This window comes from Bacillus cereus group sp. BfR-BA-01381, from assembly GCF_022663555.1.
GTDB lineage: Bacteria > Bacillota > Bacilli > Bacillales > Bacillaceae_G > Bacillus_A > Bacillus_A pacificus.
Genome location: NZ_JAKUFR010000045.1, coordinates 13169 through 34218 on the forward strand (window position 1 = coordinate 13169; position 21050 = coordinate 34218).

A 21050-nucleotide genomic window follows, 5' to 3' on the forward strand; every position below is an offset into this window, starting at 1 on the left:
TGAGGAGGGTTACGAATGTCCGAATTTAGAGAGATTATTACAAAAGCAGTGGTTGGAAAAGGACGTAAGTATACAAAGTCAACGCATACATGTGAATCGAATAATGAGCCAACAAGTATTTTAGGGTGCTGGGTAATTAACCACTCATACGAAGCAAGAAAGAATGGAAAACATGTGGAAATTGAAGGATTCTATGATGTGAACACTTGGTATTCATTCGATGGCAATACAAAGACAGAAGTTGTAACAGAACGTGTGAACTACACAGATGAAGTAAGCATTGGATATCGTGATAAAAACTTTTCTGGTGATGATTTAGAAATTATTGCTCGTGTCATTCAGCCACCAAATTGTTTAGAGGCTCTTGTATCACCAAATGGTAATAAAATTGTTGTAACGGTAGAACGTGAATTTGTAACAGAAGTAGTTGGAGAAACGAAAATTTGTGTAAGTGTAAACCCTGAAGGTTGTGTAGAATCAGATGATGCTTTCCAAATTGAAGATGATGAGTTTGAAGAGTTAGATCCGAACTTTATCGTTGATGCAGAAGAAGAGTAATAGAAAGCTAGGGAGAAGTTCTTCCTAGCTTTTTACTTTACATAAGTGGTGCTTAGATGAACATGATTGCTAATGAAATGTGCTATAATGAAGAAAGACTCCTGAAATAGGAGATAAGAGTGTCCGTGAAATGTGACATATATGAGTATAGATTATTATGTAAGAATTATGGAGGATAAGTATGACGCAATATACGCCTATGATACAGCAATATTTAAAAGTTAAGGCAGACTATCAAGATGCCTTTTTATTTTTCCGCTTAGGTGATTTTTATGAAATGTTCTTTGAGGATGCGGTTAAAGCAGCCCACGAACTTGAAATTACATTAACGAGCCGAGACGGTGGTAGTAGTGAACGTATACCGATGTGCGGTGTACCGTATCATGCGGCTAAAAACTATATTGAACAACTTGTTGAAAAAGGATATAAAGTAGCGGTTTGTGAGCAAGTAGAAGATCCAAAAACAGCTAAAGGTGTAGTGCGCCGTGAAGTCGTACAATTAATTACGCCAGGAACGATGATGGAAGGGCGTACGATTGATGAGAAAGAAAATAACTTTTTATCCGCATTAACACATTTTGAAGATGGATCATATGCGTTAGCTTGTAACGATTTGACGACTGGACAAAATACAGTAACGTTATTGACTGGTTCAGTTGAAGATATTTTATTAGAAGTGTATGCAACTGGTTCGAAAGAAATTGTTGTAGATTCTTCCTTTTCTAAAGATGAACTAAACAAGTTAACTGAAACGTTAAAAATGACAATTTCATATGAAGATGCAACGGCAATTCCTGAAGGGCTAGAACATCTTGTGAAAAACGTTTCACAAGCAAAGTTAATTAAAGCAGTTGGACGCTTATTTAACTATGTAATAAGAACGCAAAAACGTTCATTAGATCATTTGCAGCCAGTGGAAATTTATTATACGAATCAATTTATGAAAATTGATGTGCATTCAAAGCGAAATTTAGAGTTGACAGAAACACTTCGAACGAAAGAAAAAACAGGATCATTATTATGGCTATTAGATAAGACGAAAACGGCTATGGGTGGCCGTATGTTAAAACAGTGGATGGAACGTCCACTTATACAGAAAGAACGAATTGAAGAGCGTTTAGAAATGGTTGAAACGTTTGTAAATGATTACTTCTTGCGTGAAGATTTAAAAGAAAAGTTAAAAGAAGTATATGATTTAGAACGTTTAGCAGGGAAAGTTGCTTTTGGTAATGTGAATGCACGGGACTTATTACAGTTAAGACGGTCTTTACTGCAAGTACCAGCTATTTTAGAAGCGATTAGTTTGTTAGATAACGCGTATGCAGCGAGATTAATTCAAGGTGCAGATCCATGTGAGAGCTTAACAGAATTACTAGGAAGAAGTATTCAAGAAAATCCACCGCTTTCTATTAAAGATGGAGATATTATTAAAGATGGTTATAATGACAAGCTTGATCAATATCGTTACGTGAGTAAAAACGGAAAAACGTGGATTGCTGAGCTTGAAAAACGAGAGCGTGATATTACAGGAATTAAATCGTTAAAAATCGGATACAACCGTATTTTCGGTTACTACATTGAAGTAACGAAAGCGAACCTTGGAGCATTACCAGAAGGCCGCTATGAACGTAAACAAACGCTTGCTAATGCAGAACGTTTTATTACAGATGAACTAAAAGAAAAAGAAACATTAATCTTAGAAGCAGAAGAAAAAATTGTACAACTAGAATACGATTTATTTACAGCGCTTCGTGAAGAAGTAAAAGTATTTATTCCGAAATTACAGCATTTAGCGAAAGTGATTAGTGAATTAGACGTACTGCAAAGTTTTGCGACAGTGAGTGAAGAGGAACAGTTTGTAAAACCTGTACTAACAACGAAGCGTGAAATTTTCATTAAAGATGGTCGTCATCCTGTCGTTGAAAAAGTATTGAACGGGAAATTGTATGTACCGAATGATTGTATTATGCCAGAGAATATGGATGTGTTTTTAATTACAGGACCGAACATGTCTGGTAAAAGTACGTATATGAGACAATTAGCACTTGTAACGGTTATGTCGCAAATCGGTTGTTTCGTACCAGCAACAGAAGCAGTATTACCTGTATTTGACCAAATCTTTACGAGAATTGGCGCGGCGGATGATTTAATTTCAGGTCAAAGTACATTTATGGTCGAAATGTTAGAAGCGAAAAATGCAATTGCAAACGCATCAGAAAGAAGTTTAATTTTATTTGATGAAATTGGACGCGGTACATCTACGTATGATGGTATGGCACTTGCACAAGCAATCATTGAACATATTCACGACCAAATTGGTGCAAAAACGTTATTCTCTACACATTATCATGAATTGACAGTGCTAGAAGAAAGTTTAGATCAACTGAAGAATGTACACGTTTCAGCTATTGAAGAGAACGGAAAAGTAGTATTCCTTCACAAAATTCAAGACGGGGCAGCAGATAAAAGTTATGGAATTCACGTTGCGCAACTTGCGGAGCTTCCAGATAGCTTGATTGCTCGTGCGAAAGAAGTGTTAGCACAATTAGAAGGACAAGAAGAAATTATTATTCCAAAGCGTACAGAAGTGAAAGTACAAGAAGTTACTCCAGAGCCTGTAGTTGTAAAAGAAGAACCAGTAGAAATACAAGAAACGAAAGTAGAGACTGAAGAAGAATCACAACTATCATTCTTTGGTGGAGAACAGTCCCCGAAAAAACAAGACAAACCAGTTCTAGATGCAAAAGAAACGGCAGTACTTGCGCAAATTAAAAAAATTGATTTACTTGATATGACACCTTTAGAAGCGATGAATGAACTGTATCGCTTACAGAAAAAGTTAAAGAAAGGATGAGTAAGTAGATGGGGAAAATTCGCAAACTCGATGACCAACTCTCAAACTTAATTGCGGCAGGGGAAGTAGTAGAGCGCCCTGCCTCAGTCGTAAAAGAACTTGTGGAAAATTCTATCGATGCGAATAGTACATCTATTGAAATCCACTTAGAAGAAGCTGGGTTATCGAAAATTCGTATCATTGATAACGGTGATGGTATTGCAGAAGAAGATTGTATCGTCGCTTTTGAACGACATGCGACGAGCAAAATTAAAGATGAAAACGATCTGTTTCGCATAAGAACACTCGGTTTCCGTGGTGAGGCATTGCCGAGTATTGCCTCAGTTAGTGAATTAGAATTAATCACTAGCACAGGTGATGCACCTGGTACGCACCTTATTATTAAAGGTGGAGACATTATAAAGCAGGAGAAAACAGCGAGCCGAAAAGGAACAGATATTACAGTACAAAACTTATTCTTTAATACACCAGCGCGTCTTAAATATATGAAAACCATTCATACAGAGCTTGGTAATATCACAGATATCGTGTATCGTATTGCAATGTCACATCCAGAAGTATCATTAAAGCTATTTCATAATGAAAAGAAATTGCTTCATACATCAGGAAACGGTGATGTAAGACAAGTACTTGCATCGATTTATAGCATTCAAGTTGCGAAGAAGCTTGTTCCAATTGAAGCGGAATCTTTAGATTTCACAATTAAAGGCTATGTAACATTACCAGAAGTAACGAGAGCATCTCGAAATTATATGTCAACGATTGTAAATGGTCGTTACGTTCGAAATTTCGTATTAATGAAAGCTATTCAGCAAGGATACCATACATTATTGCCAGTCGGACGATATCCAATCGGCTTCTTATCGATTGAAATGGATCCAATGCTAGTTGACGTTAACGTACATCCTGCGAAATTAGAAGTTCGTTTTAGTAAAGAACAAGAATTGCTAAAGTTGATCGAAGAAACATTGCAAGCAGCATTCAAAAAAATACAGCTCATTCCAGATGCGGGTGTAACAACGAAGAAAAAAGAAAAAGATGAAAGTGTGCAAGAACAGTTCCAGTTTGAGCATGCGAAGTCGAAGGAGCCATCTATGCCGGAAATCATTTTACCGACAGGCATGGATGAAAAACGAGAAGAACCACTGGCAGTGAAGCAGCCAGCACAACTGTGGCAACCGCCGAAGCAAGAATGGCAACCACCACAATCGCTCGTAAGAGAAGAACAAAGTTGGCAACCATCTAGTAAACCGATAATAGAAGAACCGATTCGAGAAGAGAAATCGTGGAACAGTAACGATGAAGACTTTGAATTAGAGGAATTGGAAGAAGAAGTTCAGGAAATAGAAGAGATCGAAATGAACGGTAATGATTTACCGCCGCTTTATCCAATTGGACAAATGCACGGAACATATATTTTCGCTCAAAATGATAAAGGCTTATATATGATTGACCAGCATGCCGCGCAGGAACGTATTAATTATGAATACTTCCGTGATAAAGTAGGACGAGTAGCACAAGAAGTACAAGAACTACTCGTACCATACCGTATCGATTTATCTCTTACTGAATTTTTACGTGTCGAAGAGCAACTAGAAGAACTAAAGAAAGTCGGTCTATTTTTGGAGCAATTCGGCCATCAATCCTTTATCGTCCGCTCTCATCCAACTTGGTTCCCGAAAGGACAAGAAACAGAAATTATCGACGAAATGATGGAGCAGGTCGTTAAACTAAAAAAAGTTGATATTAAAAAACTACGTGAAGAAGCAGCGATCATGATGAGCTGTAAAGCTTCAATTAAAGCAAATCAATATTTAACGAACGATCAAATATTTGCTTTACTGGAAGAACTTCGTACAACAACAAACCCATACACATGCCCGCACGGAAGACCAATTCTTGTGCATCATTCTACTTATGAGTTGGAAAAGATGTTTAAGAGGGTTATGTAGGGATACTATTCATAGAGAAAATGGTCTCTGGTTATTTTAATAAAATATAGAAAGAAATAAAAAGGAGCGATAGTAACAATTCGCTCCTTTTTCATATAATTCTTTTGCAACTATATTTTAAAAATTTATAAACTAGAGATAACCTCAACCGATTTACAATTTATATGAGCTTTCTCAATTTTTTGTAAGGAAAGAGGTTTTTATTTTACAGATTTATCGGAATTATGTAAAGTATAGATAAAATCATAAAATGGGGTGTTATCTATGTGTACTAGTTTGACATTACAGACAAAAAACGATCAGCATCTTTTTGCAAGAACGATGGACTTCACATTAGATATGAATCAAGAAGTAATAATCATTCCTCGGCATTACAAGTGGAATAATATAACTGGTGAAATCATTCATACGAAACATGCTGCGGTCGGAATGGGAATTAATCATCAAGGAAGGATCATTATGGCGGACGGAGTAAATGAAGCAGGTATGACATGTGCAACACTCTATTTTCCAGGATTCGCTACTTATAGTCAAAGCATAGATGACAATAAAACGAATTTAGCTCCATTTGATTTTGTAGCTTGGAGTCTTACACAATTCAATTCTGTCAAAGAGTTAAAGAAATCTGTAGATAGCATTACCTTTTTGGATATACCATTACCGGATTTAGGACTTACGCCACCGCTACATTGGATTTTAGCAGATAAATGGGGAGATTGCATTGTACTGGAGCCGACAAATGAAGGATTAAAGATGTATGATAACCCACTAGGAGTGATGACGAATAGTCCGGAGTTTAATTGGCATTTGCAAAATTTAAGACAATATATTGGCCTTAAATCGCAGCCATTCGCGCCAACAGAATGGAGTAATTTACCATTAAGTGCTTTTGGCCAGGGCTCAGGCTCAATGGGACTTCCAGGGGATTTCACCCCGCCATCGAGGTTTGTGCGGGCAGCATATGGCAAACAAAACATTCAAGGTATAGATAGTGAAGAAGAGGGAGTATCCGCCCTTTTTCATATCTTATCAAATTGCGAGGTACCTAAAGGTGGAGTAATAACAGAAGAAGGTGCATTAGATAATACCATATATACAAGTGTAATGTGTATGGAGTCCGGAACATATTATTATCATACTTACGATTGTAGACAAATTATAGCTATTCATTTATTTCATGAAAATTTAGATACAGATGAGATTAAAGCCTATCCGTTCCAACGGAAACAAAAAATATTTTATGAAAACTAAGTAGCTTTGAAACAATGTTTGGTGCATTTTTGAATATATATAATAGAACAATAATGGCCTATATAATTCATGGGTGCTTCTTTAACTTTGTGATTCATCATACATCTACTCCTTTCTCCGATGACTTCAACAAGTAAAGTTTTGCTGGTAGGCTTTATTTATAAATAGTAAAGGACAAAAAAGGTGCGGAAAATATCCATACCTTTTTTGTTCTTCCATTATCTATGTATAAAAAAGCGCTGTATATCAGCACTTTTTAAAAGTACATGAGTTGTATAAGAAAGATTTATTAACTATACAAGGCCTAATATAGGTTATTATTTGATTCATTGCTATAAGGGTCTATAAGGTTATTTGTTTTTATTATTATTAATTTTTTCCGTATATAGCACCTGTTCCTTATAGTGTTTTTTAATTGGGAAAGTATGTGTACCAGAGCCGTTTTTGAAATTTTTATTGATAGGATTCTTTAGAGGGATTGTTGTAGTTTCTGTAAATTCATATGGGTAGTTGATTTTAGATTTATCTTCAAACATGAAAAAGCCTCCTTTTAGGATTTCCTGAATTCTTTACTATAACATGATATGCATATAGATTTTTTTTGGACTAGTTATTTATATAGGTTAATGGAATTTAATTACGTAACTACTGAAGTGTTCTAAAGGAAAACAATTCGAGAAAGATATTGTATGAATAGCTGCTCACTATTGTTGTTGTTTAAATTATCATGGTGTATGTGAAATTCTGAAGAGACTTAGTATATATGTCTATCAAACAAGCACTATGTGATGAACTCTTTTATGTTAGGTGAAGTGAATTTTGCATATATATTCGTTATAAATTGTTTTTATAATATGATTCATATAGGTTTTTCCTGATAATATAATGCGGAATATTATAGTGTTATTATGTTATTAGGAACATTTAATGCTGTTTCATAACTGAAAGGGAATTGAAAAAAAACTGAAACTTTTCTCATGAAAATTCAATCTAACTTGAAAAATGAAAGGAAAATGAAATTTTCCAAAAGATATTCTTTGTTAAGATAAAAAGCATACATAAATAAAGTGTTGACATATCTTAAAAATGTATTTTCAAGATATAGTGGGGGAAAAGATGAGAATAGAAAAACAATTAATAAAAAAGATGTATTATGAAACGTTTCTAATGGAGAATGTAACAAAATCACCTCTTGACGTACTTGGAGAAGCTTATGTAAACGAAGAAAAAAATGAGGTTTCTGATGGATCTTATATTCGTTTTGCGCAAGGTGAATTTTATTATCGCCATCAAGATTTTGAAGCAGCTATTTTTAAATGGGAGAAGGTTAGTAATGAATTAGCACCGTGGGCACAAAAAAATATAGCGGATGCGTATTTCGAACTGAATCAATTATCAATTGCTGAAAATGTATACACTTCCATTACTACTGATAATAAAATATTGATGACTGAAATTAGACTACAATTACTTTCTCTTTACATAGAGCAAAATAATTTTGATTCAGCTTTCGCTGTTATTAAAGAAGCAGTTTCTTTAAATCCAGACTATCCGAATGTTACAAAAATTGCCCGCTCCTTTTATGAGGAACAACAAGATTTTGATAGTGCAGTAGAGCTTGCTGTGAATGAGTTAATTCGAACAGAATCTTATCCGTGGTTTGAGGTGTTAAAAGGATATATCGATAAAGGATTTACTAAACATATTTCACCAGATTATTTTTATGATGCATTAGTTACATTAAATAAGGTAGATCAAGTACAATTTACGCAAATGGTTTCATCACTTTGGAACAGTTATAAAAATGAACAAAATTACTTATTGTGGCTTAACACAATAAATGAATTTTTCTTACATATTGAAATAGAGTCTTCCGATATATGGGACAAAATTTCTTCTCTTTACGAAGAAACATACTTTGCATTAATTCAAGGGAAATATACGCTTAGACAATTACACGATATCATTCCCAATCTTTTAACAAATTGGTTGAAAGTAGTTAATCCATCGTATGCTGTATTTCCATCAGCAGCTGTATTGGCATGGGATGAAATTTTTCCTACCCAAATAGATTCATCAAATATAAAACATGCGGAAAACCTACTGTCATATTCTATGAATCATGTGAATGCTTTAGAGTACAGTCTACATCTTTTTGAATCTATTACACAGTGGGCACAAAAGCACAATATAGAAATAGGTCACCGATTTAGATGGTTAGTTGACGAACTTGCGGATTTAAGAACAAATCGTATTTTAGTAACGGGAACTTCAGGGAACGGAAAAACTACATTTATTAACTCTATATTAGGAGAAAATATAGTAGAAAAATCAATTTCAAATGTAGTAGTTTTAAAAAATAATGCTCATACAGAAATTAACGCCATAACAGACGCTACAATTACAACAACGGAAGATATCTCTGATTACCATAATATGATGTCTCAGCACCATCAAACATATAGAGATAGAGCATGTGTCGAATTTAAATTACCATGCAGATTTTTAAGTGAAAATAAACTTACATTTGTAGTTACACCCGGTTTTAATAGGAATAACGACACTAGGGATGAGGTATTTGAATATCTAAATTCCGTAGATGAATTATTGTTTGTATTGAATGCAGATTCACCTTTTACTGATAAAGAGCGTGATATTCTATTAAACATTCAAGAGCATACACCAAATTTACAAGTGCATTTCTTATTAAATAAAATTGATAACATTTATAGTGAAGCAGAAGTAAAAAGAGTACTACATGATACGGCAACGAGAATAAACACATATTTCCCGCATGCGAGGATTTTCCCTTACTCTTCGTTATATACAAGTAATCAACAATTGAATGAATTAACAGAGTTTATTCATTTTAACTTTAATCATAAAAATATCGATGCAGAACGTACTGAAAAGCTATTATTTTTCATTCGAAAAACAATTACATATCTTTTGGATAAACGAGTTGAGAAAGAAAATAATCTAGTGGATGCTATTAATTGGAATGAAGATATGCTAGTGAAACTAAACGGTAGCATGAATAACCTTACTGCATTTGAGAGGGAAAAAATTCATTTCATTACACAGTCATATCGTACAATGAAAATAGAAATTACGAACGAACTTACTGAAAATATACCGAAGATATTACAGAGTTGTTCTGATTTAATGAGTGAAGACAGTGATTTCGGTCACATGGATACAGAACTAAATAAAGCAATGAACGAAAGAGTGCATAAATATTTAGAACAAACTGTATTACCTAATCTTGCTCTTTCTATGCAAAATTGGATTGCCACTTCTCATAATGAGCTCCTTCAAAGTCAATCGTACTTAGAAGAACTTAGTGAAGGACTTAATTCTTTATTTGGAGAAAATCGAATACAGTTAGAATGTGACTTTAAAGTGCTTGATGACTGGCGCAGAGATACTGACAGAATGACGACTAGAATACAAATGGATGAAGTAAATATTTTACGTCGATTTACGCCAGCACAATTTTTATTGAAAAGTGCCGGTAAATTATTTGGAGTTCTTCCGAAAAACAAAACTATGCTATATAACAAATACAAACAGTATGTAGAAAATGAAGATTATACCGAGGTAACGGATTCTATTATGAAGAAATTTTTCTTGCAATTTGAGCTATTCGAAAACACACAAGAGCGAGATATTCATATATTCTTTAGGAATCCATTTAACTCCTTGAAACAAGCTGTAGAGAATATACAATTAGAAATACAAGAAAAACAAGAGATGTTACATAAAATGAAATCAAACCCTGAAGTTTATCATGATTCCATCATGCTCTTTGAATTGAGATTACGTCAATGTGAAGTGATTTTACATATAGGTGATGATCATGCTTATACAGATGTAAGTTTAGAGACAAGCGTAGAATAAAAATGAAATATATGAAACTGCATCATGTATTATAGGAGAATAAAAGGGAGCAACTGTAACGAGTTGCTCCCTTTTCATATTAAGATTATTTTTCAGTCTCTTTAATTTTAGTTTGTACTTCACCAGTTTTAATTTTATTACTTTCTGAGAAACGTAATAAATCGCCTTCAATAATTTTGTCAGACATTCGTAATTCATTTTGTGCACGGTTAATGAGTGTTTGTGCTTCTTCTTTTTGCAAGTCTACAATTTCACCTGTTATGCGGTCATAGAAAGTATTGTTTTTGTATGCATACTTGTCTGTAATGAAGCTACCATCACGTAAAACAACAAAACCGGCATATTCATCCGAAAACATATCATGGCCAAAACGAATATCGTTTGTATTATCAATTCCTAATAAATTGAGAATAGTAGGTTTCATATCGATTTGTCCCGTAGGCTTTGAAATCGTTCGACCTTCTGCTTGTCCAGGGATATGAATATATAAAGGTGTGCGTTGTAAATTTAAAGTGTCAAATTCTGTTATTTGATCTTTTTCTAAAAACTGTGCCATCGCGCGATTATGTTTTTCAGAAATGCCATAATGATCACCATATAAAACAATAATAGAATCATCATACATTCCCTCAGCTTTTAAACGCTCAATAAATTTTTTTATTGATTCGTCTAAGTAACGTGCTGTTACGATATAACGATCAAATACGCCATTACCAGAGTTATATGGTTCAATGAATTGTGTATCTTCATCATACGTAAATGGATAATGGTTCGTTAAAGTAAGAAAACGAGCGTAAAATGGTTGATCAACAGTTTTTAATATATCTACTGATTGATCAAAGTATTCGATATCTTTTAAGCCCCAATTTAAATTTGTTTCGGGCGTAATTTTGTAATCAAGTTCATTATAGTAACGATCATAACCGAGAGCAGAGTACATGATGTTACGATTCCAAAATGTGGCGTTATTCGCATGGAATACAGAAGTGAAATAACCTTGCTGACGTAGAATTTCTGGAGTCGCAGTATAGTCGTTGTTACCGTGTGTGAAGAATACAGCTCCTCGATTTAATGGATACAATGACGTATCGATTAGAAATTCAGAATCGGATGTTTTTCCTTGCCCAGTTTGGTGGAAAAAGTTATCAAAGTAATAGCTTTCATTTATGAATTCATTCAAAAATGGTGTAACTTCTTGTCCGTTAACTGTTGCTCCTATTAAAAAGGTTTGCAGGGATTCAAGGGTGACAACAATTACGTTTTTTCCTTTCGCTACACCAAACATATTAGGGTTCGGCTCACTTTGGTTTGCCTTCACGTAGTTTTCAGTTTCTTGTAATTTGCTACTATCAGCAAGTGCCTTTTGTGATCCTGCTTTTACTTGCAGTGTTAAATCATAAACTTGATGCGTGTATAGTCCTAAATTTTTAACAAGCATAACTCGGTCAAATGATCTTGTTAATAGTTCAGGTCGCTCTTTTTCTGCAAGATGTAGATTAGCAAAAAATACACCAATCGTTAAAAGAAAATATAACAAGCGTGCCGGATGAGTTACACGTCCTGTTTGGAAGACTATTGATTTTTTCTTCAATAAAATAAAGAAGAAAATAATGTCTACGAATGCGAGTATAATTTTGTAGTTCAATATTTCTATAATACTGCCGCCTAATTGTCCGAAGTTTGATGTTTGTCCAAGTACTGGTAACGTAACGAAATCGCTATAAAAATCATAGAACATTACATTTCCAACGAGTACGATTGTTAATACGAAGTTGATACATAGCGCGATATAATTTCTTTTTTCACCGGTTGCAAATAATGCTAATCCGACAAAAGCTAATGATGTAGCGAGTGGACTAATAAACAAAATAAGCTCTTGTGTAGAAGATTCAATTTTTAAATCAAAACTGAACCTTGTAATAAGATATGTTTTTAACCATACTGCTAAAGCAATTATTAAAACAAAGCTTATATTTTGCATTTGTAAATTGATTTTATTTTTCATTTTTACTCCTTTTTTTGCAATTTATTTAACTTGTGTTATATATTATGTTTTTATAACTATTAGAGTATACTGAACCATTTAGTTAATGGTTTCTAAAGGTAATAATATAAAGTATTCACATACGTACAATGAGGAATTTTAAAGCGTAAATCTATTTTTTAGAACAGAGCAGAAAAAGTCATAGTTGTAGTAAAAAATACTTATAGACATCCTAACATATTAAACACTATGATGATGTTACAAAATATCGAACAAATGAAAATGGAAATGAATAGAGGATTTTAAAACTGTTGACATTCAATTTGTGAGAATTGAATGTCAATGGCTATGTTAAATATGTATCTCATAAAACCCTGATTTTTTGTGGGGAAATAGTAAGCTATTACTATGGAAGTTAAAATATTTAATTGCAATCTGAATGAAGGAAATTAAATGTGAGATAAATATTTTCCAACATATAACCCACTTGCAGCAGCTTGAGATAATGAATGAGTGACGCCTGAACAATCCCCAACTAAAAATAGGCCAGGTATACTCGTTTCAAAATGATTATTGAGTTTTATCGTAGGAGCATAAAACTTTCCGTCAATTCCATATAATAAAGTATCTGTATCGATCGGTTCTTGGATGAATTGTTCTAATCGTAATAAAAATTCTTTAAGTCCTTCAATATATAATGGAGGAATTTCTGTATTCAAATCTCCATAATCTCCTTGTAGCGTAGGTTGTATACGGTTATATTTCATGTCGTTCGCTATTGTAGGCTGTTTATTTAGTAAGTCCTCTAAGCGCTGTATAACAATCCGATCTCGTCCTTGGTTAATGTTTTTAATAATTGAACTTGCATATACATTTGCTTCTTTGAGAGTTGGAAAATAGCGCGGGATAAATAAAGTGAAATTTAAGTTAGGTGTACCAGTTCCTTTCTCTCGAAAATTTTGACCGTCAGGCATAACTAAACCTTCTTCGTACTTTCTAATAATGCGTCCTTTTGGATTCATACAGTATGTAGTCGCTGTGAAATCTTCATGCTCATAAGAAAGTTTAGTCTCAAATGTATCTTTTAATATAGAACGTAATTGGTGTTCTTTCATCTCTACCCTGATACCTAAATCTACACGAGTTTGTTCCTGAGAAATATGTAGAGAAGTGCACATCTCCTTTAACCAATCTGCTCCGGAACGCCCAGTTGCAAATACTAGTTGCCTAGATTGAAATGTTCCTTCATTTGTATCTATAGTAAAATGATCTTTCTGTTTCATAATATGTTGTACATCTATATGAAATTGTATATTTATTTTCGTAAGTAAAAATTCGTAGAGTTGCTGAAAAATTTCATTTGAAAGGGTAGTACCAAGATGCCGTACTTCTGTTGTTAGCATTTGTAAACCACACGATGCAGCTCTCTTATTGAGATTTGGATTTTCTGTAGAATATTTTGAAACTGAATTTCCTCCGAACTGACATAGAATTTCATCTACTTCAGCCATAAGTTGTATAAAGCCCTCTTTACCAACTTTTTGCTCAAGTTCTCCACCAAATCCGTTTGTATAATTAAATTTCCCTTCAGATTTTCCTAAACCAGCAAATCCGAAATATTTATCACATGTAGTACAATTACACGCTTTTCCTTCGTCTAAAGGACAATGGCGAGCTCCTAGCGCTTTACCTTTATCAAGAATTAAAACTTTTTTGTTACTTTTAACTAGTGAATAAGCCAGAAAAATGCTACTTACTCCAGCGCCGATAATTGTAACATCATACATATTCTTTCACCTGCTAACGAATAGTTTGTTTTTTATTTTTCTAGTGTATAACAATTTTATGAAGGTAAGAAATAAATTTTATTAATAAAGGGGAGTTTTTGAACTTGACGCTTTTTTAATTTCTTAGAGTGATGAAGTAAATACAAGTGTCTTTATTTACAAGAAGAATTAGTTTTCAAAGACCACTATATCACATGATAAATAAATTCTTACATACAAAAAAACAGACCTTTTAAGTGAAGAGGTCTGTTAATGATTTTAAATGTTATTTAGCGAAGACGTGGTTACCAATTACTGCTACTGTTTGACGTGTCGTAATCCACTTGTCTGTTGATGTTTTCGGGTTATAGAAATAAAGCCAATCAGAATGTATTCCATTTGTGGAGATAGCCTCTTCTACAGCCATTTTTGCTTCTGCGCTTGCAGGCTGATTAATTCTTCCATCTGTAACAGGAGTAAATGCATATCCGTATTTAATAGGCTCATAAATAACGCCTGTTATTGTATTTGGAAAACCTTTTGCGTTTACACGGTTTAGTATAACTTTCGCTACTGCTACTTTACCTTTATACGATTCGCCACCTGCTTCAGCGGTAACTAAGCGTGCCATTAAGTCTTTTTCTTTTTCTGAAATACTTGAGTTGATTTTTAAATGTTGTCCTGTATAAAGCTTGTTTTCGATTGTGTTGTTCATTTGTTTTATAGATTGAACGGTAACATTGTAACGCTTTGCTATCATTTCTAATGAATCTCCCGGTTGTACCTGATAAATAATTTGTCCAGAAATGTTCGCAGGCTTGGCGTTTTGGCGAACAGTGATTTCATTTGAGTTGACGGAACCCGGGATATGTAACTGTTCGCCAATGAAAGTTTGATCGTTTCCTTTATTATTAGCCTGTTTAATGGATTGTATTGAAACGCCGTATTGTTTACTAATGCCCCAAAGTGTATCATTCTTTTTTACTGTATGAATGGTAGAAGCTTCAGCTGTACTGTGACTACATACGAATGTAATTGCAGCTGCAGATAAAGGGATTATATGTTTTATTTTTAATAATTTCATTGTGAATCCTCCTAGGAAAAATAAGGTAAAACGGTTAAGTAATGTAGCTTAAAATGTTTATATATAATATTTCAATGTAAGTATATTAGCACATATAAAATAAATAATCATTATAAGTTTCTTATTTATTTAGTGTAGAGTCCGAATATGAAATATTGCATATGAAAATACATTGAAGTTCATATTGCTGATTACTATAATCTATTTAGTAGAAAGGGAATATGTTATATAAATAAAATCATTATAGATTAATATAATAATTAATCATTATTAATGGGAGGATTGATGTAATGAAAATATTTCAAAAAATGTGTACGTCAACTGTAATTATTACAACACTTTTAGGAATAGGAGGCACTGTCACTAGTGTACATGCTGATTCTATAGAACAGCAGAGTAAATTAGGAATAGAACAAGAAACAGATAAGCAAATCATTGTAAAATTTAAAGCGGATTTGAAATTTCCATATGAAGATGGTATTGAAAAACAAATAAAATCTCAAACGAACGATAAAGTAATAGAAGATCTTTTGGCAGAATACCCAGATGTAACATTTACTCGTTTATTCACATCTGTAAGCCCGGAACAAATACAAAACCTTGAAGTGAGAGCACCTAATAATGTATCTACAAGTTTATTAAACTACTATATTCTTCAAGCTCAACATGGTGGGCAAGAGGAAGAACTAGTAGATAAGTTAAAGACATCTTCTTTAATAGAAGATGTGTATATAAAGAAACAAGAAAAAATAACACCACCGGAAGTACAGCCATTAAGTGTATCTTTTAATCCTAATAACAATCCTAGATATGAAAAACAAGGTTATCTTGAAGCAGCACCATCTGGTATTAATGCGCCTTTCGCCTGGGGAGTCCGAGGCGGTAATGGAAGTGATGTAACCTTTGTTGATATGGAATATGGATGGTTATTAAATCATGAGGATTTAGTACATCAAAATATTGAATTAATGTCTGGAAGAAATATAGATCAACATGTCGGTCATGGGACGTCTGTACTAGGAATTGTATCCTCTGAGGACAATGAAGTTGGGAATATTGGGATTGCGCCAAAAGCGAAAGCAAAGGTGATTTCTCAAATAAGAGATAACGGACAGTATAATACAGCTGATGCAATATTAAGTGCTATAAATCAGTTAGAAGCTGGGGATGTTTTATTATTAGAGGCACAAGCTTCCTTTGATGGGTATGGTGATAAATATTTACCTGTTGAGGTACAACCAGATATCTTTGATGCAATTCGTGCTGGTACAGATAAAGGTGTTGTCATTATAGAAGCTGGAGCGAATGGTTGGAATGATTTAGATCAATTTAAAGATAGAAATGGTAAACAAATTTTAAATCGTAATAGTAAAGATTTTAAAGATTCAGGTGCAATTATGGTAGGAGCGGGCTCTTCATCTTTCCCTCATGAACGTATGTGGTTTTCGAATTATGGAAGCCGTATTGATGTGTATGGTTGGGGAGAAAACGTAGATACAACTACAGCCGAGCAAAGTCGAAGTGCTGTAAATCTTTATACATCTAGCTTTAGTGGCACGTCGAGTGCGTCACCTATTATTGCCGGAGCAGCGACTTTAGTACAAAGCATTGCTAAAGAAAACTTAGGACAACCATATAGACCGAGTGAACTAAGAGCAATATTAAGCAACCAGAATACAGGAACAAAATCTAAAGATCCATATTCAGATAGAATTGGTGTTTTACCAGATTTGAAGTCTATACTAGTAAACTTAGGGTATGGACAAAGAAAACCAAACGGTGGAAATGAGTTACAAGTAACAGAAAATGAACCAAATAATGAACGTATACAGGCAAATAAAGTTAACTTTCATACACCGATGAAAGGGACACTACACAATAGTGATAGAGTAGATGTATTTACTTTCCAAATTGACTCGCCAGAAAATATTACTATTTCTCTATTAAATGAACAAAACATTGGGATGACATGGGTGCTTCATCATGAATCAGATTTAAATAACTATGTAGCATATGGTGAAAACGAAGGAAATGTAGTTAAAGGTACTTATAATGCAAAGCCAGGTAAATATTATTTATACGTCTATAAGTATGAGAATAAAGATGGTTCATATGTATTGAATATAAAGTAAACGAAAGGAACTTCAGGTGAAGTTCCTTTAAATTTTTCTAATTTAGGATATGTGAATGATTTTTTAACTTTACTTCTATGTAATATTTCATATTTATGAAATGTTATTTATTTTTTACTCACCAGATTATATTATATTCAATAAGTTTGATATAAAACAGAAAAAGGAGGAATAATAATGAGCAGTAAGAAATTTATTTTGAAATTATTCATATGTAGTACGATATTTATCACATTTGTATTTGCTTTACATGATAAGCAAGTAGTTGCAGCAAGCTCTGTTAATGAGTTTGAAAATTGGTCAAAGTGGATGCAACCTATACCTGATAATATCCCATTAGCACGAATTTCAATTCCAGGAACACATGATAGCGGGACGTTCAAATTACAAAATCCAATAAAGCAAGTATGGGGAATGACGCAAGAATATGATTTTCGTTACCAAATGGATCATGGAGCTCGTATTTTTGATATAAGAGGACGTTTAACAGATGATAATACGATAGTCCTTCATCATGGGCCATTATATCTTTATGTAACACTGCATGAATTCATAAACGAAGCGAAACAATTTTTAAAAGATAACCCAAGTGAAACGATTATTATGTCTTTAAAAAAAGAGTATGAGGATATGAAAGGAGCAGAAAGTTCCTTTAGTAATACGTTTGAAAAAAGTTATTTTGTGGATCCTATCTTTTTAAAAACAGAAGGAAATATAAAATTGGGAGATGCTCGTGGGAAAATTGTACTACTAAAAAGATATGGTGGTAGTAATGAATCTGGAGGATATAATAATTTCTATTGGCCAGATAATGTGACGTTTACCACAACTGTAAATCAAAATGTACATGTAACAGTACAAGATAAATATAAAGTGAGTTATGATGAGAAAGTAAAATCTATTAAAGATACGATAAATGAAACGATGAACGATAGTGAGGATTTAAATCATCTATATATTAATTTTACAAGCTTGTCTTCTGGTGGTACAGCATGGAATAGTCCATATTACTATGCCTCTTATATAAATCCTGAAATTGCAAACTATATAAAACAAAATAACCCTACAAGAGTAGGATGGATTATTCAAGACTATATAAATGAAAAGTGGTCACCACTGCTGTATCAAGAAGTTATAAGAGCGAATAAGTCACTTATAAAAGAATAAAGATGATGAGAGTAAGAAGCGATAAAATACGTCGCTTCTTTTTATTTTCCAATAACCAACATTAGAAATTGTACTTTTATAATAGAAAAAAATAAAAACATAAGATATAATCATACATATAAAATTTGTACCAATAAATTATAAATGTATCATTGAATTTAATTTGTTGTAATGAAATGGAGGTATATACTATGAAGTTTCCACATGATTTTTTATTCGGAGCTGCTTCAGCTTCTTATCAAGTAGAAGGTGCATGGAATGAAGATGGAAAAGGTGTTACGAATTGGGACGAGTTTTCAAAAATTCCTGGCAAAACATACAATGGAACAAATGGTGATGTAGCTGTTGATCATTATCATCGATATAAGGAAGATGTTCGCTTAATGGCTGAGATGGGATTAGAATCGTATCGTTTTTCTATTTCTTGGGCAAGAATATTGCCGACTGGAGATGGAGAGGTAAATGAAAAAGGGATTGAATTTTATAACAACTTAATTGATGAATGTTTAAAATACGGGATTGTACCGTTTGTCACTTTATATCATTGGGATTTACCATTATCGTTAGAAAAAGATGGTGGATGGACGAATAAAAGAACAGCGGAGGCTTTCGTAAAATATGCAGAAACTTGTTTTAAGGCATTTGGTGACAGAGTTAAGCATTGGATTACTTTTAATGAGACAGTAATGTTTTGTGGATTAGGTTATTTAAAAGGTGCACATCCACCAGGAATACAAAATGATGTTCCAAAGTACTTTCAAGCGACTCATTATGTATTTTATGCACATGCGAAAACAGTTGCGGTATACAAGCAGCTGAAACAATATGGTGAGATTGGGATTACACATGTTTTCTTACCTGCTTATAGTGTGGATAACCAAAAAGAAAATATACAAGCAGCAAATCATGCGAATGAATATGAAACGTATTGGTATTATGATCCAGTTTTAAAAGGTGAGTATCCGTCTTATGTTGTACAACAATTAAAGGAAAAAGGGTGGACTCCTAATTGGACGGTTGAAGAATTAGAAATTATTAAACAAAATGCAGAAGAAAATGATTTTATTGGTTTGAATTATTATCAACCAATACGAGTAGAAAGATACGATATGGATATAAAGAGTGAGGAACATTCTCGAGAAAACTCAACGCTTGCTCCAGGTAATCCTTCTTTTGATGGTTTTTATCGAACAGTTAAAATGGATGATAAAACATATACAAAATGGGGATGGGAAATATCTCCCGAAGGTTTCTTAGAGGGATTGCATATGTTGAAAGCGCGTTACGGTGACATAAAGATGTATGTAACGGAAAATGGACTTGGTGATGAAGATCCAATCATTGACGGAGAAATTGTAGATGTTCCGAGAATTAAATTTATTGAAGCGCATTTAAAAGTAATGAAGCGTGCAATTGAAGAGGGAATTAATTTAAAAGGTTATTATGCATGGTCAGTGATTGATCTTTTAAGTTGGTTAAATGGATATAAAAAGCAATATGGCTTTATTTTTATCGATCATAATGATAACTTAAAACGTAAGAAGAAACTTTCGTTTCATTGGTATAAACATGTGATCGAAACGAGAGGGGAAGAGTTATAACAGATAAAAGAGTATTTTAGGAGAAAGTGTATGAGTGCAAAGTATAAACAAATTGCAGATGTGTTAGAGCAAAACATTCGAGATGGGCTTTTTAATGAAACGAAAAAACTACCTACAGAAGAAGCGTTGATGAATCGATTTGAAGTAAGCCGTAATACGATACGTAAAGTAATTAGTCAGCTTGTGAATAGAGGTTATATTTTTCAAGTACAAGGTAGTGGCATGTTTTTACGCGAAACTTCTGTAACAGATTACATTAATTTAGGAAGTTTACGGGGATTAACGAAGAATCTTGTTTCACAAAATATTGAAACGAAAGTGTTAGGGCTTGAAGTAATAGATGCGAACGAAGAGATAGCAAAGCGGATGCAATGCGAAGCTGGAACTAGGTTGTATTTTTTGAAGCGCTTAAGAATTGTAGATGCTAAGCCGTTCTCTATTGAAGTAAGTTATTTCAAAAAAGATATTATTCCATATTTGAACGAAGAAATAGCATTAAGCTCTGTATACAGTTATTTCATTGAAGATTTACGATTAAATATTGGTTTTGCTGATAAAGTTATTAGTTGTAAAAAAGTAAATAAAGAAAATGCACAGCTTTTAGAATTAAATGAAGGTGATCCGGCGCTTCTTATTGAAAATACAGTATATCTTGTAAATGGAACAATTTTCGAGTTATCTCAGTCGATGTTTCATTATGAAAAGACTAAACTTTTAAATCGAATTAATTTTAAATGAAAAATTATCGTGTGAAAAAAGCAACTGATCCTAAGTGATCAGTTGCTTTTTATTTTTAAAGTG

At 33.3% G+C, this 21050-nt stretch carries 13 protein-coding genes; 9 read left to right on the forward strand and 4 right to left on the reverse strand.

Going from position 1 to position 21050, the window contains the following annotated elements; genetic code table 11:
- The first annotated feature begins 15 nt into the window (after positions 1-15).
- The 4 genes from cotE (at position 16) to MR079_RS16440 (ending at position 6615) form a co-directional block, all read left to right on the forward strand.
- Positions 16-558, forward strand: a complete 543-nt coding sequence (cotE, locus tag MR079_RS16425) for an outer spore coat protein CotE (protein WP_001288798.1) — start codon at positions 16-18, stop codon at positions 556-558.
- A gap of 181 nt (positions 559-739) precedes the next feature.
- On the forward strand, positions 740-3412 hold the full coding sequence (gene mutS / locus MR079_RS16430; RefSeq protein WP_242294306.1) for a DNA mismatch repair protein MutS: 2673 nt from the start codon (positions 740-742) through the stop codon (positions 3410-3412).
- Between the two features lie 8 nt (positions 3413-3420).
- The gene (gene mutL / locus MR079_RS16435; protein WP_242294307.1) at positions 3421-5364 is read left to right on the forward strand and encodes a DNA mismatch repair endonuclease MutL; all 1944 of its coding nucleotides are present in this window, start codon (positions 3421-3423) and stop codon (positions 5362-5364) included.
- 264 nt (positions 5365-5628) lie between these two features.
- The gene (locus tag MR079_RS16440; RefSeq protein WP_242294308.1) at positions 5629-6615 is read left to right on the forward strand and encodes a choloylglycine hydrolase family protein; all 987 of its coding nucleotides are present in this window, start codon (positions 5629-5631) and stop codon (positions 6613-6615) included.
- 350 nt (positions 6616-6965) lie between these two features.
- Here the strand turns inward: MR079_RS16440 and MR079_RS16445 are convergent, their stop codons facing one another.
- Positions 6966-7151, reverse strand: coding sequence for a hypothetical protein (locus MR079_RS16445; protein WP_000461128.1), 186 nt, complete (start codon positions 7149-7151; stop codon positions 6966-6968).
- 550 nt (positions 7152-7701) lie between these two features.
- Here MR079_RS16445 and MR079_RS16450 point away from each other — a divergent pair.
- Complete coding sequence (locus tag MR079_RS16450) at positions 7702-10515, forward strand: dynamin family protein (RefSeq protein ID WP_139867020.1); 2814 nt, start codon at positions 7702-7704, stop codon at positions 10513-10515.
- A gap of 85 nt (positions 10516-10600) precedes the next feature.
- Here the strand turns inward: MR079_RS16450 and MR079_RS16455 are convergent, their stop codons facing one another.
- The 3 genes from MR079_RS16455 to MR079_RS16465 all read right to left on the reverse strand — a co-directional run bounded on the left by MR079_RS16455 (position 10601) and on the right by MR079_RS16465 (position 15349).
- The gene (locus MR079_RS16455) at positions 10601-12520 is read right to left on the reverse strand and encodes an LTA synthase family protein (protein WP_242294309.1); all 1920 of its coding nucleotides are present in this window, start codon (positions 12518-12520) and stop codon (positions 10601-10603) included.
- A 428-nt stretch (positions 12521-12948) separates the two neighbouring features.
- A complete protein-coding gene (locus tag MR079_RS16460) occupies positions 12949-14286 on the reverse strand; it encodes an NAD(P)/FAD-dependent oxidoreductase (RefSeq protein ID WP_139867024.1) in 1338 nt (445 codons plus the stop codon).
- Between the two features lie 265 nt (positions 14287-14551).
- Positions 14552-15349: a cell wall hydrolase gene (locus MR079_RS16465; RefSeq protein ID WP_139867026.1), complete on the reverse strand. Its 798-nt coding sequence runs from the start codon at positions 15347-15349 to the stop codon at positions 14552-14554.
- A 290-nt stretch (positions 15350-15639) separates the two neighbouring features.
- On the opposite strand from MR079_RS16465, the gene MR079_RS16470 reads away from it, so the two are divergent.
- The 4 genes from MR079_RS16470 to MR079_RS16485 all read left to right on the forward strand — a co-directional run bounded on the left by MR079_RS16470 (position 15640) and on the right by MR079_RS16485 (position 20987).
- Entirely contained in the window at positions 15640-17481 is a 1842-nt protein-coding gene (locus MR079_RS16470; RefSeq protein ID WP_139867028.1) for a S8 family peptidase, read from the forward strand.
- A gap of 177 nt (positions 17482-17658) precedes the next feature.
- On the forward strand, positions 17659-18648 hold the full coding sequence (gene plcA / locus MR079_RS16475; RefSeq protein ID WP_139867030.1) for a phosphatidylinositol diacylglycerol-lyase: 990 nt from the start codon (positions 17659-17661) through the stop codon (positions 18646-18648).
- A 191-nt stretch (positions 18649-18839) separates the two neighbouring features.
- Positions 18840-20249: a glycoside hydrolase family 1 protein gene (locus MR079_RS16480; protein WP_139867032.1), complete on the forward strand. Its 1410-nt coding sequence runs from the start codon at positions 18840-18842 to the stop codon at positions 20247-20249.
- Positions 20250-20279: 30 nt separating this feature from the next.
- Positions 20280-20987 carry a GntR family transcriptional regulator gene (locus tag MR079_RS16485; protein WP_139867034.1) on the forward strand — a complete coding sequence of 236 codons (708 nt, stop codon included), beginning with the start codon at positions 20280-20282 and terminating at the stop codon, positions 20985-20987.
- Positions 20988-21050: the final 63 nt, after the last annotated feature.

Excerpts from the sequence above, each read along its gene's own strand:
- cotE (WP_001288798.1), top strand. The coding sequence starts at position 16 with ATGTCCGAATTTAGAGAGATTATTACAAAAGCAGTGGTTGGAAAAGGA.
- mutS (WP_242294306.1), top strand. The coding sequence starts at position 740 with ATGACGCAATATACGCCTATGATACAGCAATATTTAAAAGTTAAGGCA.
- mutL (WP_242294307.1), top strand. The coding sequence starts at position 3,421 with ATGGGGAAAATTCGCAAACTCGATGACCAACTCTCAAACTTAATTGCG.
- MR079_RS16440 (WP_242294308.1), top strand. The coding sequence starts at position 5,629 with ATGTGTACTAGTTTGACATTACAGACAAAAAACGATCAGCATCTTTTT.
- MR079_RS16445 (WP_000461128.1), bottom strand. The coding sequence starts at position 7,151 with ATGTTTGAAGATAAATCTAAAATCAACTACCCATATGAATTTACAGAA.
- MR079_RS16450 (WP_139867020.1), top strand. The coding sequence starts at position 7,702 with ATGTATTTTCAAGATATAGTGGGGGAAAAGATGAGAATAGAAAAACAA.
- MR079_RS16455 (WP_242294309.1), bottom strand. The coding sequence starts at position 12,520 with ATGAAAAATAAAATCAATTTACAAATGCAAAATATAAGCTTTGTTTTA.
- MR079_RS16460 (WP_139867024.1), bottom strand. The coding sequence starts at position 14,286 with ATGTATGATGTTACAATTATCGGCGCTGGAGTAAGTAGCATTTTTCTG.
- MR079_RS16465 (WP_139867026.1), bottom strand. The coding sequence starts at position 15,349 with ATGAAATTATTAAAAATAAAACATATAATCCCTTTATCTGCAGCTGCA.
- MR079_RS16470 (WP_139867028.1), top strand. The coding sequence starts at position 15,640 with ATGAAAATATTTCAAAAAATGTGTACGTCAACTGTAATTATTACAACA.
- plcA (WP_139867030.1), top strand. The coding sequence starts at position 17,659 with ATGAGCAGTAAGAAATTTATTTTGAAATTATTCATATGTAGTACGATA.
- MR079_RS16480 (WP_139867032.1), top strand. The coding sequence starts at position 18,840 with ATGAAGTTTCCACATGATTTTTTATTCGGAGCTGCTTCAGCTTCTTAT.
- MR079_RS16485 (WP_139867034.1), top strand. The coding sequence starts at position 20,280 with ATGAGTGCAAAGTATAAACAAATTGCAGATGTGTTAGAGCAAAACATT.